Below are 14744 nucleotides of genomic sequence, written 5' to 3' on the forward strand. Positions count from 1 at the left end.
CAACTTTGCCAGTGTTTTGATTAAAAAGACAAGGAACTATTTTATGCTAATAATCTAAGTCATTGTCTGCTAAGGCAGGACTAAAAATTTACTTGGCAAAACAGCGCATTATCTGCTAAAATAGCGCCTCCCACCTCGAGGCAAATAGAGGTTTAGTTGTTAATTATATAACGATTATTCAGTTTTACTATTTGACGACCAGGTTCTAACACAGAAAAAGAGGCAAATCATCATGAAAAATAAGATGAAAACCAGAAGCGGTGCCGCTAAACGCTTCAAAAAAACCGCGAATGGCTTTAAGCGTAAGCAAGCATTCAAAAGCCATATTTTGACCAAGAAATCACCTAAGCGTATTCGCCAGTTGCGTGGTCTTAAGTTGGTGCACAAGTCTGACGAAGCAGCAGTTCGTCGTATGTGCCCATACATTTAATAGCCGATCGTCATCTATCTTTGATTGAAAATATTTGACTTTGCAATCTGACAATGATGTTCGTTATTTAATGGCATCATCACTCGCTTAATAGTGATTAAAAAATCTTGGAGTAAGTTATGGCCCGTGTAAAACGTGGTGTACAGGCAAATCGCCGTCACAAAAAAATCTTAAAGCGTGCAAAAGGCTACTACGGTGCCCGTTCACGTGTTTATCGCGTAGCGGTACAAGCAGTGACCAAAGCTGGTCAATATGCTTATCGTGACCGTCGCAACAAAAAACGTACTTTCCGTCGTCTTTGGATTGCACGTATCAATGCTGGTGCACGCTTAAACGGTTTAAGCTATAGCCGCTTTATCAATGGCATGAAAAAAGCTAACATCTCAATCGATCGTCGCGTTCTAGCTGACATCGCTATGCATGATGCAGCAACTTTCACAGCATTGGTTGAAAAAGCAAAAGCGGAACTAGCATAAATATTATCTGTTCTTTAGATATTAAATAGATATAACGTTTATCTAAGTAATCATCTAAATGAATAGGATTAATATTAATTAATAGTACGATATTAATAAAAGCTACCGCTGGTCGGTGGCTTTTTTTATATTAAATTATTTTGCGTATATGTACGATCAAGACTAAATTGAGAGCAGAAAACGCTTACTACCGTCTAAATATTCAAGCCATTTATATAATTAGCCTTCATAATAAAGTAAATGGTTTGCAATATTTGGTCAAATCCCTACAATTAATAATCTGTTTAAATCAGGAAGAATGCGTCTTATGACAACCCCTGCTGCTACCATCGATTTGTCGGCGCTACCGACCTTGTCCGCAGAGCTTAGCGAGCTTGATGAAGCTCAGCTTACTGAGTTTACCAGTGCTGCTGAATCTCTAATCCTACAAGTAACCGATGTGCGTGCGCTCCAAGATTTACGTGTGCAATTGACAGGCAAAAAAAGCCCATTAACTGGCTGGTCAAAGCAAATGGGCAAGCTCAGTAGCGATGACAAAAAAACTTATGGTGGCTGGTTGCATCAGGTACGCAGCCATATCCAGAAAGCACTGACGGATCAACAGCAGCAATTAGAAGTTGCCGAGTTGAACGCCAAGCTTGAGGCAGAAAGTATCGATATTACCTTGCCTGCTCGCGGTGGCCAAAAAGGTCATTTGCATCCGGTCACGATGATTACCCAGCGTATGCAACAGTATTTTGTGCAAGCAGGATTTAACGTGGCAACGGGCCCTGAAGTTGAAAGCGATTACTATAATTTTGAAGCACTCAATATTCCGTCGCATCATCCTGCACGAGCGATGCATGACACTTTTTATTTTGATGCTCATTACTTACTGCGTACGCACACCAGCCCAGTACAAATTCGTACTATGGAAAAGAATGAACCGCCGATTCGTATTATTTGTCCAGGCCGTGTTTATCGCAATGACTCAGACCAAACCCACTCACCGATGTTTCATCAATTAGAAGGGTTAATGGTCACTGAGTCGAGCACTTTTGCTGAGCTAAAAGGCTTGATTAGTGAGTTTTTAGAGGCGTTTTTTGCTAAAGAGTTGACTGTGCGTTTCCGCCCTTCATTTTTTCCATTCACAGAGCCTTCTGCTGAAGTAGATATTCTAGATGATAACGGCAAATGGCTTGAGGTGATGGGCTGCGGAATGGTGCATCCTCAAGTGCTGACCAATTGCGGTATCGATGCCGAAAAATACACCGGCTTTGCTTTTGGTATGGGTATTGAGCGCTTTGCCATGCTGTATTATGGTATTGATGATTTGCGTTTATTTTTTCAAAATGACGTGCGCTTCTTAAAGCAGTTTGGCTAGGTTGTTATTTTTAAGGGTTAATGCACATACGCCTACCTTTACTCCAAAATCTTTATTATAAAATTCTGACCCGAGATATTTATGAAAATTAGCGAACAGTGGCTACGTCAATGGGTAAATCCCAATAATAACAGTGAGCAATTGGCCGAACAGTTAACCATGGCTGGGCTAGAAATTGATGATCGTTATGCGGTTGCTCGTGCCTTTAGTGGCGTGGTTGTCGGTGAAGTCATGAGCATCGAGCAGCATCCTGATGCAGATAAATTACGCGTCACACAGGTCAATATTGGCGAGTCTCAACTTCTACAGATCGTTTGCGGTGCGCCCAATGTTACAGTCGGTATGAAAGTACCTGTTGCTACCGTCGGTGCGGTTTTACCCAGTGATGATGCTGGTGGTAAAGGCGAAGGCTTTAAAATTAAAAATGGCAATCTGCGCGGCGTCGCCTCTAACGGTATGCTCTGCGGTGCTTCTGAGATTGATTTGGTTGATGAGATTGATGGTTTGCTTGAGCTGCCAGCTGACGCACCAATCGGCACAGATATCCGTGATTACTTAGGCTTAGACAATCAGATACTGGATATCTCAATCACCCCAAACCGTGGTGACTGTTTTAGTGTACGTGGTATCGCGCGCGAGATATCAGTCATTAACGATTTGCCGATGCAGCTGCCTGAGATTCATGCCAATGTAGCCATTAGTGATAATGGTGCTGATACTTCTACGCCAGCGGTAACCGTGAGTGCAGTAGACGCTTGTCCGCGTTATTTCTTGCAATCGATTAGCAAAATTGATCGTAATATTGACACGCCAAAATGGATGCAAGATGCACTGATCCATTCAGGATTACGCTCGCATAATTTCTTAGTTGATGTGACTAACTATGTGCTGATGGAGCTTGGCCAACCGCTACATGCTTTTGATGCGGATACGATCGTAGGCGATATTATAGTGCGTTTGGCACAGCCTGCTGAAACCATTACCTTGCTCAACGAGCAGACCATTACCTTAACAGGCGATGAATTGGTCATTGCTGATGATAAAGGGCTACTGGCTCTAGCGGGTATCATGGGCGGCATGCGCAGTAGCGTCACTGGCAGCACCAGCAATATCGTAATAGAAAGCGCCTTTTTTAGCCAGCTGGCAATCGCAGCACGCGCCCGCCGTTTTGGTCTGCATACGGATGCCTCACAACGTTTTGAGCGTGGGGTAGATTTTGAATTGCCAGAGCTGGCCTTGGCACGCGCTTGTGATTTAATTACGAGCATCACTGCTGGTCAAGCTGGACCGATAGTAAAAGTTGAAAGCGATGCGCATTTACCAGCCCGTGCGCCAATTACCTTACCCATTGCTAAAGTCCGTGATGTCATCGGTATTGAAATTGAGCCAGCAGTCATGGTGCGTATTTTGAGCCAATTAGGTTTTGGCGTAGAGCAAACAGCCGATACACTTATCTGCACACCGCCGTCTTATCGCTTTGATATGAGTATTAAAGAAGATTTGATTGAAGAGATCGCTCGTATCTATGGCTACGATAATATCCCCAGTGTATTGCCGCATTTGCAAGTCAGCATGGATTACGACGATACGGCAGACTTGACGCATGAGATGAAGCTGGCATTGGTCGATAATGGCTACATGGAAGCGATCAGCTTTAGTTTCAGCGATGCAAAACTAGAAGCATTACTCGATGATGAAGCACTAGGTGAGGTGTTGGCATTGGCCAATCCAATCTCCAGTGACTTGGCGGTGATGCGCCGTACGCTATTATCAAGCTTACTACCATGTGTACAATATAATCTAAACCGTCAGCAATCACGCGTACGTTTCTTTGAAACAGGTCTGAGCTTTGTCGGTCATAGCATTACGGATTTGGTGCAGACACCCAGCATTGCTTTGATAGCAGTGGGTGATGTGTGGGATGAGCAAGTTGATCAAAACCGTGCTTTAGACTTTTATGACCTTAAACATGATATCGAACAATTACTGCCTGTACAAATCGATAGTGCACGTATTCGCTATGAGCGTAGCGGTTTAAACTTCTTACATCCAGGTCAAAGCGCCAAGCTCTATATTGATGACGAGTATGTCGGTTGGTTGGGTCAACTGCATCCAAATACCGCCAAACAGCTGGATCTGCCCGCTACTTGGGTGGCGCAATTGTCAATTGCACCGCTACTGACACTCGCACGCGAACAGCATTTAATCACCACACCAAGTAAATTCCCAAAAGTACGCCGTGATATTGCCATCTTAGTGGATAGCGATATTAGCTTACAGACATTGGAGTCGACGATACGAGATGCCGCTGGTGAGCTGCTGACTGACCTGTGGTTATTTGATGTGTATCAAGGCGATAAAGTACCAACTGGTCAGCGTTCATTGGCTTTTGCACTAATATGGCAAGATGCCAATCAAACGTTGTCTGATGAATCGGTAAAAGTGGTTACTGACAAGGTTGTGCAAACACTAATCGAGCAGTATTCAGTACAGTTACGTGACAGCTAACACCTAGTTTTAATAATAAACCATGCGCCATAGCCTCACTTATAAAGAGGCTATAGCGTGTCGTTATTTATAAGAATTAGGATTTTATAAAAAAATTCATTGGTAAAACTTGTTAAGTTATTATTAATAAAAGGCTTTTATGCGATCTTTGTTAAAAAGATGATAAATAAGCTTTATAATAACCAATATAAATCCTCATACCGCTAAACCATGATATTCGACATCACGACATAGCATAGGAGTCGTACTGTGAGCACCTTAACCAAATCTGACATGATTGAGCATTTGATGAGTCATCTTAACCTCACACGCCAAGAAGGCCGCTGTTTGGTAGAGAACTTTTTTGATGAATTGTCAGAGAGTTTGATTGATGGCAAAGAGGTCAAGCTTTCAGGCTTTGGCAACTTTGAGCTTAAAGATAAAAATAGCCGTCCAGGTCGTAACCCTAAGACAGGGGAGCCTGTGGCAGTATCTGCCCGCCGTGTGGTCACTTTTAAAACGGGACAAAAATTTCGTCAACAAGTTGATGAGCGATTATTTGACGAATAGCCACAACTGCTATCTGTTATTAAAGCTGACCGTTTAAATTTTCTATGATTTAGCGAGGATTTTAAATAGATCTTCGTTGTTTATAGTGATAAATATCATAGGCAGTGATAATCGTTATATCACATAAGCAAATCGCTAGTTATGATAAATCATAGACATAAAAAAAGAGAGCATATGCTCTCTTTTTTCACTACAGTATTTTCATCGTATAAACGATAGAAATTACTGAGCTGGTTTCTCAACAACAACTTCGTCAGAAGCATCAACAGCAGCTGCATCAGTAGTAGCAGGAGTTTCGCTAGCTGCGTCAACGCTAGTAGTAGTACCGTCTACAGGAACTTCAGCGTCCATTTCGTCAGTAGCAGTTGCAGCTTGAGCATCAGCGATGTCAGCTTCAGCGCCAGCAACAGCAGCGTCAGCATCAGCAGTAACTTCGCCTTCAGCAGCAGCAGTGTCTAGCTCTTGTGAAGCATCAGTCACTTCTTCTTGCGCGTCAGATAAATCTTCAGCAGCGTTTTCTTTGTTGCTATCACAGGCAGTTAAGCCCATAGTTGCAGTCATGATACCAGCTAGAGCAAGTAATTTAAGTTTCATAAGGTATTCTCCGGAAAAATGAAATGAGCAGTAGCAGCAGCAAAGGTCGAAATCCAAGATTTCTCGGAATTCGACTAGTCTTGGTCACAGCTACTCAGCTTTCACGCATTCTATAGGTTTTTTATTTAAATAGAAATAGGCTGTACAATTAAGTAACAATAAAACTGAAAATTATTATTGCTCATTACTTATTTGATATGATTTTTAATACAAGACTATTGGTTAATGAGCGTATCATCAATGAAAGTACTTTATATTGAATGTTTCTCTATGTATTGATTTATCTTATGTTCTTTGCAATCTATTGGATTTATAGACACAAAACAGAGACTAAATCAGTTTATTAGTTTGCTAATAGCATATGAGAAAATAATAATAGATAAGAAAGTAAGCGTTTTATGAAATATTTTAATACAATTCATTTTAATATAATGGGCTAAAACGTGTCCTCAATTTAGTCGATGCTCATCTAAATGCGCTAAACTTTGCCAAAATATAACAAATAACTGGTTAATATCTCGATATTATGTGTACTAATTTTCTTGTTTCACGTCAATTTATCTCATTTTTATCACTATTTTAAAATGGGCGCCTGCGCTAACGTATTAAGTGAGAGGATTGAACTAGAAATTATATAATATGAATAACTATCAATACGAATGGCAGCAGCGTACATCGTACATTTGAGGAACAACACATGAAATGGCAAGGAAGAAGAGGCAGTTCCAACGTACGTTCAAGTACGGGTGGCGGCAAAATGATAGGTGGTGGTATCGGCGGTATCATTATCGCTGGTATTTTATGGCTAGTATTTGGTGTGAATCCAATGACTGCTTTGCAAACAGGTCAGGTAATTGCTGGCGGTGGTGGTAATAACACATCTACCGAACCTACGACAGATACCGACCGAGATACGCAGTTTGTAAAAGTAGTATTGGCGGATACCGAAGAAGTATGGCGTCAGGTATTTAATGAAGCGGGTAGTACCTATAAAGAGCCATCATTGATTCTTTTTAATGGTCAAGTAAGTTCAGCCTGTGGTAGCGCCAGTGCTGCAACCGGTCCGTTTTATTGTCCAGGTGATCAGACGGTGTATCTAGATACGTCGTTTTTTGTAGAAATGCGCCAAAATCTTGGTATTACAGGCGATAAGCAAGGGTCAGGCGACAAAGAGAATCAAGATAAAGCAGGTGACTTTGCTCAGGCTTATGTGATTGCCCATGAAGTTGGTCACCATGTACAGACATTGTTAGGTATATCTCAACAAATTAGTGAGGCCAGTCGTCAAGTCACGCGTGCAGAAGCCAATAAGCTGTCAGTATTACAAGAATTGCAGGCGGATTGTTTTGCTGGCGTTTGGGCACAGCGTAATCAAGAGCGCGTACAGTTTCTAGAAGAAGGTGATATCGATGAAGCCATCAATGCCGCTGGCCAAATCGGTGATGATCGTTTAGCCAAAGCCAGTGGTGGAGCCGTCGTACCTGATAACTTTACTCATGGTACTAGTCAGCAGCGTATTGATTGGTTCACTCGCGGATTGGGAAGTGGGAATATACAATCTTGTGATACTTTTAGTGGGGCATTATCATAAGAGTTAGTATACAAACCTGATTTTTATAACTATCAGCCACTAAAAAGCCTGCAATATCAATTGCAGGCTTTTTACGTTTTGAGCGATTCTACTTAAGTAAAATATACCTAAAATAGAATATCTATTAACGAAGCAGACTCAAATAGTATCTCGTTTACTATCTGCTGTTTTTAAGAATATAAGCACCTGCGCCACCAACTGCAGCACCACCAAGTGCGCCACGAGCGATATCTTTACTATCGCCACCACTTCTGATTAAAGCACCAGCAGCAGCACCGGCAGCAGCGCCTTTGGCTGTATTACTCAAACCACTGTTGTATCCACCAGACGCACAGCCGCCCATAATAAGAGCAGAGCTAGTAAGAGCAGTCATTGCGATAGTTTTAGCAAATTTCATAGTATCACCTGTTAAGTTATCAAAATTAAAAAACGATATTTCAATTGCCAGTCATTTTAATACTATTATTTTGAATTAATAGCGTGTTGAATTAAAATAGTGGGGCAATACTCTCAAAATAATCTATCGTGCTACCGCAAAGAACAGTGAGGTGAGCGTTAAGAAAATTATATTAATAAGAGCAAATATCCTAGAACTCCTACTACTATCAATACTGACAGTAAAGTACATTTATACTGGCTTTCATACTAATCTATCTCACCGTTACTAGGGGTAGTAAAAGCGCTAAGGTTTGCAAATATTATGTAAAATATGTTTCTGTAATGTACCGTTGGTAGTGCTTTTGATTAGAGTTATTGTATTTATATTGATATTACGCTAACTGATTTTTAATCATGATTTTCAGCATTTATAACAATAAAAAGACCGCACACAGGCGGTCTTTTTATTGAAGTTAGATATCTATTAAGCCAGTCAAAAAGCGCTTAGCCCAAACTAAATCAGTTTTGTGATTTGCGTTTCATCTGCTCAAAGAACTCATCATTGGTTTTCGCTTCTTTTAGGCGATCCAATAAGAATTCTGTTGCTTGTACGCCATCCATCGGCTGAAGCAGTTTGCGCAGTATCCAAACCTTGCGCAATTTATCTTCATCCAACAGACGCTCTTCGCGGCGTGTACCAGATTTTTTGATATTGATCGCAGGGAAAACACGTTTTTCAGCCAAGTCGCGCTCAAGCGTAATCTCTTGGTTACCAGTCCCTTTGAATTCTTCAAAGATAACGCTATCCATCTTACTACCAGTATCGATAAGGGCACTGGCAATGATGGTCAAGCTGCCGCCTTCCTCAACGTTACGCGCCGCCCCAAAGAAGCGTTTTGGACGCTCAAGGGCATTGGCATCCAAACCACCCGTTAATACTTTGCCTGAAGAGGGGATAACCGTGTTGTAAGCGCGAGCAAGACGCGTAATAGAGTCAAGTAAGATGACGACATCTTGCTTGTGCTCGACCAGACGCTTGGCTTTTTCGATGACCATTTCAGCGACTTGTACGTGACGCTGTGGTGGCTCATCAAAGGTAGAGGCAACCACTTCACCGCGTACCGTACGCACCATCTCGGTCACTTCTTCTGGACGCTCATCGATCAGTAGCACGATCAGATAACATTCAGGATTGTTGCGAGTGATCGACTGAGCGATGGTCTGTAACAGCATCGTTTTACCCGCTTTTGGCGGTGCGACGATGATAGAGCGCTGACCTTTACCAATCGGCGCGATGAGGTCAATAATACGACCCGTCAAATCTTCAGTCGTACCGTTACCCAGCTCCAGCTTTAGCTGTTCAGTTGGGAATAGCGGCGTTAAGTTCTCAAAGATAAGCTTATGACGTGAACGATCTGGCGTGTCAAAGTTGATTTCGCCCACTTTTAATAGGGCAAAATAGCGTTCAGAATCCTTGGGTGGACGAATCGTACCAGCGATACTGTCACCCGTTTTTAGGCTAAAACGGCGAATCTGGCTAGGGCTGACGTAAATATCGTCAGGACCTGCTAGATAAGAGCCTTCTGATGAGCGCAAAAAACCAAAACCGTCAGGAAGAACCTCAAGTACGCCGTCACCATAAATGGCTTCACCGTTACGGGCATGGGTTTTTAGAATAGCAAAGATAATGTCTTGTTTACGGCTACGCGCCATGTTATCAAGACCCATTTCTTTGGCGATGGCCAATAGCTCGGCGATTGAATTTTTCTTTAGTTCAGTTAGATTCATAGATAGGTCATTAGCAATTGATCAGATGAGAGATGCCATTAGCAGCACAAGTCACGACATTGATTAAAACAACGACATTAGGGCGATAGAGGGTGCGTGCACAGATTTGGAATTTATGTAGTTTTGGTTTTACATGTTAGCTTATGTACGAATTGCAATCATTTGATGCAAGGTAATAAGAAATAAAGATAAACAAGCCTACATAAGAGTCTGCGTCAAAAACTCAGTATCAGTAATTGTGTTTAGTCATTTCGTTCAGCAATGGTGTTTATAACGACGATTGTGTTTTTGTTGATAAACACGAGGAGAATAGCAATAAGACACTTAGGAAAACCGTTAGTTTTCTCTTGTCAGCAGACTATACGGTCTTCACAATAGCATTGTCAATAAATTTTGCCAAAAAAGTCGTATAATTGAGTTTTTTGCATAAAAAATAAGCAAAAAAGCCGCTATCTACATTAGATAATGGCTTTCTTAATAATAATGCTGTTCTTACAAAGCGCTTGCACAAAGCTGTCTGATGCAAGCTAATCTCAACTTATAAATGCTTGTCTAGTACTTTGGCCAATTCAGCTTTTGGCTGTAGACCCATCACTGAGTCAACTTTTTCGCCATCTTTGAATACAAATAGCGTTGGGATGTTACGAATACCGAAACGGCTTGCCGCTTGTGGGTTGCTATCTACATCGACTTTAACAATTTTAACTTTACCTTGGTACTCAGTGGCTAGATCTTCTAAAATAGGCGCGATCGCTTTACAAGGACCACACCAAGTTGCCCAAAAATCTACCAATACTGGCACGTCTGATTGCAGTACGTCTTGGTCAAAGTTTGCATCGGTGGTATTAACAATAAGGTCTGACATAATTTTATCTCTCTTGTTTTATAGTTTCTATCGTCATCCATCAACTGCTATATTGGTTCTATAATATCGCGATGAGTGGACAAAGAATCGTTTAGAAGTGGTAAAAATGTGCCATTATATTAACATGTTTGACAACGATTGGCAGAGGCAAGCTGGTTAAATTGGTTAACAATTACTATTAGCACAATAAATCGAAACACAACTAAACAGGTTATGTCTTATCTGTCACGTGCACTGTCTATCGCTAGCCTTTTTTCAATTTATAAGAGTTGATACTCTTAAGCCCAATAACATAAGTAGCTTATTTTATGCCTTTTACTGATGAAGAAACCATTGCTCTCAATGCCCAAGAAAATGCCTATCCGCTTGAGTTTTTTCAATCATTTGCGCAACAGATTACTGTCTATGAAGATGGTGATATCTGGGTGGTTGATAAGCCAGCAGGACTCTTGAGTGTAGATGGTAAAACGTTAAAAGTCAGTTTGCTTAGCCGACTTGAGCGCGCCAATCCAGCAGTCAAATTGATTCATCGCCTTGACATGGATACCTCGGGATTGCTTATTTTTGCAAAAAATGCCGCAGCGCAAACCCATATCAGTAAGCAATTTATAGAGCGTTTACCACAAAAAAAATACCAAGCACGCGTCTTTGGCGCGTGGGAGAGTATGGGTGCCACTGGCGAGATATCGGTGCCAGTACGCTATGAGCCAAGTACCAAGCCGCGTCATATCGTCGATCATGATTGGTCAAAGCACGCATTGACCTTATATGAGGTGATCGCCCATGAACAATGCAACGGTCAGACAGTCACGCGAGTCATGTTAAAGCCAGTGACCGGTCGTAGCCATCAGCTACGGGTACATATGGTGCATGTCGGTCATGTGATGATTGGCGACCCTATTTATGCAGAAGGCGCTGCATTAGAGATTGCCTCAAGGCTCAATCTACATGCACAGCAATTGCGTCTCAAACATCCGACGCTTGGCGCATGGATGGATTGGGAAAGCCCAAGCCCTTTTTAAATGAATTTATTTTAAATAAACTATGTAAAATCTATAGTCGATCCACTCTAAAACAAACACAATGCTCCTAAGGTGAATTTTGCGCCGCCTCTGTCTGCGCAGGCACAGCAAGCAAGCAAAAATTATCCTAGTAGCGTGTGATAATATTTGATCTTGTTTTACTTAGGACTGACTATATTATGCAAGTACAGGGACGCATGTCACTATAAGGATGAATAGTATGCTTGATATCATTGCTATGAAACAGGCGGTTAAGAATCGCTTCAAACCCAAAAAGCCTTCAGCAACCATTCCCCTTGATTATGAAGTGCTTATCATTGGTGCAGGTATTGCTGGCATTGGTATGGCGTGCCGCTTACAGCAACAGCAGCACAAAGGTCTGTTTGGTCATGAAATTCCCAGTAAGCAAAAGCACAAATCCTCAAAGCAACATAAAAAGCCGACGCAAAAAAGCGCCCAACGATTTGTGATATTAGAAAAACGAGCAGATTTAGGAGGAACATGGGACTTATTTACCTATCCTGGTGTTCGCTCTGATTCTGATGCGTTGACTTTTGGCTACAGCTTTCGCCCATGGTTAAATCATCGAATCTTAGCAAAAGGCGCTGACATTAAACGCTATATCGCAGATACCGCGAACGAGTTTGCTATCACTGAGCATATTCGTTATCAGCATGAGGTTCAGCAGTTGTCGTGGTCAAGTATTCATCAGCAATGGACAGCGATGGTGAAAGATCATCGCAGTGGCGAGGTATTTACTCTAACTGCTAAATTCGTGGTAGGTGCCACTGGCTATTACGATTATGACCAAGGTTATAGACCGTATTTTAAAAATGAAGAGGCGTTTCAAGGTCACATTGTTCACCCGCAGCACTGGCAAAATGCCCATTATGACGATAAAAAAGTCGTTATCATCGGTAGTGGCGCGACCGCGATGACGCTGTTGCCAGCTTTGGTAGATGAGGCGGACGAGCAATGCGCGCGCCATGTCACGATGTTGCAACGTTCGCCTACTTATGTGGCGAGTGTGCCGGGCGATGATTATTCTCTTGACTGGCTAGCAGGTAAGTTCTCCCCTTTATCAAAAGAGCAAGCCTATAAGCTGCTGCGCGCCCGTAACGTATTGGTGCAACAAGGTACTTACCGAGCGGCTATCTTTGCCCCAAAGATGATGAAAGCGCTATTAAAGCAGGGTATCAAAACCGAGCTAAAAGGTAGCGACGTTGATGTGGCTCATTTTTTGCCTAACTATAATCCTTGGGATGAGCGACTGTGTGCGGTGCCAGATGGTGATTTATTTAAAGCCTTGCATGGCAAACGCGCGACAATGGTGACTGATGAGATTGAACATTTCACTAAGACAGGTATTATGCTCAAATCTGGCAAATATCTCGAGGCTGATATTATCGTCACAGCAACGGGACTAAAAATACAAATGCTTGGCGGCGCAAACGTTTATATCGATGGTCAGGCGGTTGATGTTGGGAGTCGCATGACCTATAAAGCGGTCATGATTGAAGGCGTGCCAAATCTGGTCGCGTTGTTTGGCTATACCAATGCCTCGTGGACGCTAAAAATCGATTTGGCGTGTCAGTATGTCGTGCGCCTGCTAGATTATATGCACCAGCAGCGGTATCAAGTGGCATTACCGCAAGCAAAGACGGCACACGCTGAGGCGCACATGCAACCAGATACGGTCATGGGCGCACTATCGGCAGGGTATGTGACGCGCGGCAAGGATAGATTGCCTAAGCAAGGCGATCGCTATCCTTGGCATGTGACCAATAATTATCTAAGCGACCGCGTGATGCTGAAGTATCGTAAAATAAAGGACGATTGGTTACAGTTCAGCCGTTAATGCCAGGCAATAGTCAGTGAGTTAATAGGACAGTCATACCAAATAAAACAGCGACAAGATACTGTCATGCAGGACTGGGCTAAATTTTTCTTGCTTGCTGTGCTTACGGCGACAGAGGCCTCAAAAATTTAGCCATTTTAAGACCACTAAATGATTAAGTGTGCTAATTGATGACATGTTCTAGGTCGTGAGTCATTATAATTGCTTATCTATAAACTCAGTCACTTGCTTGCTTAACATTTGCCACAAAGTTTCTTGGGCGCTTTTACTGCCCCAAGCGTTGTGCGGGCTAAACATAACGCGAGGGTGATTGGTCAGGGTCAATAAAGGATCGTCGCTTGCGATCGGTTCTTGTTCAAACACGTCGCTGGCATAACCGATGATTTTCTCACTATTGATCGCATCAGTTAATGCCTGACTATCGACAATACCGCCGCGCGCCACATTGACAATGAGCGGCTGTTTGGTCATTTTTGCCAAGGTATCTTTATTGATAAGATGCTGGGTTTTTTCGTTCAACGGGCAATGCAGCGTGATGACATCTGCACAGGCAAGTACGTCATCGAACGCTGTATAGTCGTCATTGCGCGGCGCTTGACCTTGGTGTTCCGCCCACAATACGGTCATACCAAAGGCACGGGCAATGTCAGTGACACGTTTGCCGATGGTGCCAACGCCAATAATGCCCAATGTTTTATTTTCCAAATCGATCAGCGGAATATCAAGCAGACAAAAATTACCATTTGCCAGCCACGTACCATCAGCGACTTTTTGATGATAATGAATACCAGCACGCATCGCCGTCAGCATCAGCATAAAAGTATGTTCAGGCACGCTTTTGACCGCATAACCTGCGATATTATAAAGCGCGATATTGTGCTCATCACAAGCGTCTTGATCGACGTTATTCATTCCTGTCGCAGTCAATTGAATAAGTTTGAGCTTGGGTAAGTTTGCAATCACGTCAGCACCAATTTGAACTTTATTGGTAATGATAATATCCGCATCTTTACAGCGTTCAATGATGACAGCCGTATCTTTCGGCGTATCATTATAAGTGAGGTAATCGCTCACACCCGCTGGTGCTGGCAAGTCAATACCATCAGAAAAAGTCCCTTTGTCTAAAAAAACAGCTTGCATAATTATTCCTTACTTATCTTTTCATAGTAAATGTGATGATGGACTTAATGTAGCACGTTGGGGTTTTTAATCAAAAACGAATCCGCTAAATACCTTATAATCTCAATAGGTAAGGTGGCGCGCCTCTTGAAAATTCAACTTAACGCACTCATCTAGCCGCTAACGTTATATAATGGTTCAGT

13 protein-coding genes are annotated in these 14744 nt (G+C 42.4%); 8 read left to right on the forward strand and 5 right to left on the reverse strand.

Features of this window, described 5'->3' with window-relative positions:
* Positions 1-232 precede the first annotated feature (232 nt).
* The 5 genes from rpmI to JMX48_RS07085 all read left to right on the forward strand — a co-directional run bounded on the left by rpmI (position 233) and on the right by JMX48_RS07085 (position 5326).
* Positions 233-430, forward strand: a complete 198-nt coding sequence (rpmI, locus tag JMX48_RS07065) for a 50S ribosomal protein L35 (RefSeq protein ID WP_011514608.1) — start codon at positions 233-235, stop codon at positions 428-430.
* Positions 431-549: 119 nt separating this feature from the next.
* Positions 550-906, forward strand: coding sequence for a 50S ribosomal protein L20 (gene rplT, locus JMX48_RS07070; RefSeq protein WP_010197865.1), 357 nt, complete (start codon positions 550-552; stop codon positions 904-906).
* A gap of 307 nt (positions 907-1213) precedes the next feature.
* A complete protein-coding gene (gene pheS / locus JMX48_RS07075; protein WP_201535987.1) occupies positions 1214-2269 on the forward strand; it encodes a phenylalanine--tRNA ligase subunit alpha in 1056 nt (351 codons plus the stop codon).
* 81 nt (positions 2270-2350) lie between these two features.
* Entirely contained in the window at positions 2351-4777 is a 2427-nt protein-coding gene (gene pheT / locus JMX48_RS07080; protein ID WP_201535989.1) for a phenylalanine--tRNA ligase subunit beta, read from the forward strand.
* Positions 4778-5026: 249 nt separating this feature from the next.
* Complete coding sequence (locus tag JMX48_RS07085) at positions 5027-5326, forward strand: integration host factor subunit alpha (protein ID WP_079692789.1); 300 nt, start codon at positions 5027-5029, stop codon at positions 5324-5326.
* A gap of 222 nt (positions 5327-5548) precedes the next feature.
* Here JMX48_RS07085 and JMX48_RS07090 read toward each other — a convergent pair whose 3' ends face one another.
* Complete coding sequence (locus JMX48_RS07090) at positions 5549-5920, reverse strand: hypothetical protein (protein ID WP_201535992.1); 372 nt, start codon at positions 5918-5920, stop codon at positions 5549-5551.
* Between the two features lie 697 nt (positions 5921-6617).
* Here JMX48_RS07090 and JMX48_RS07095 point away from each other — a divergent pair.
* Positions 6618-7511, forward strand: a complete 894-nt coding sequence (locus JMX48_RS07095) for a neutral zinc metallopeptidase (RefSeq protein WP_201535995.1) — start codon at positions 6618-6620, stop codon at positions 7509-7511.
* A gap of 157 nt (positions 7512-7668) precedes the next feature.
* Here JMX48_RS07095 and JMX48_RS07100 read toward each other — a convergent pair whose 3' ends face one another.
* The 3 genes from JMX48_RS07100 to trxA form a co-directional block, all read right to left on the reverse strand.
* Complete coding sequence (locus tag JMX48_RS07100; RefSeq protein ID WP_201535997.1) at positions 7669-7908, reverse strand: hypothetical protein; 240 nt, start codon at positions 7906-7908, stop codon at positions 7669-7671.
* Between the two features lie 500 nt (positions 7909-8408).
* A complete protein-coding gene (gene rho / locus JMX48_RS07105) occupies positions 8409-9677 on the reverse strand; it encodes a transcription termination factor Rho (protein WP_010197854.1) in 1269 nt (422 codons plus the stop codon).
* Positions 9678-10215: 538 nt separating this feature from the next.
* Complete coding sequence (gene trxA / locus JMX48_RS07110; protein ID WP_201535999.1) at positions 10216-10542, reverse strand: thioredoxin; 327 nt, start codon at positions 10540-10542, stop codon at positions 10216-10218.
* A 308-nt stretch (positions 10543-10850) separates the two neighbouring features.
* Here trxA and JMX48_RS07115 point away from each other — a divergent pair, with 308 nt between their 5' ends.
* Positions 10851-11564 (forward strand): RluA family pseudouridine synthase, encoded by a 714-nt coding sequence (locus JMX48_RS07115; protein WP_201536001.1) that lies wholly within the window; start codon positions 10851-10853, stop codon positions 11562-11564.
* Between the two features lie 289 nt (positions 11565-11853).
* On the forward strand, positions 11854-13422 hold the full coding sequence (locus JMX48_RS07120; protein WP_413786352.1) for a flavin-containing monooxygenase: 1569 nt from the start codon (positions 11854-11856) through the stop codon (positions 13420-13422).
* A 195-nt stretch (positions 13423-13617) separates the two neighbouring features.
* Here the strand turns inward: JMX48_RS07120 and JMX48_RS07125 are convergent, their stop codons facing one another.
* Entirely contained in the window at positions 13618-14562 is a 945-nt protein-coding gene (locus JMX48_RS07125; RefSeq protein WP_201536004.1) for a D-2-hydroxyacid dehydrogenase, read from the reverse strand.
* Positions 14563-14744 lie beyond the last annotated feature (182 nt).

Source organism: Psychrobacter immobilis (genome assembly GCF_904846225.1).
GTDB classification, from domain to species: domain Bacteria; phylum Pseudomonadota; class Gammaproteobacteria; order Pseudomonadales; family Moraxellaceae; genus Psychrobacter; species Psychrobacter immobilis_F.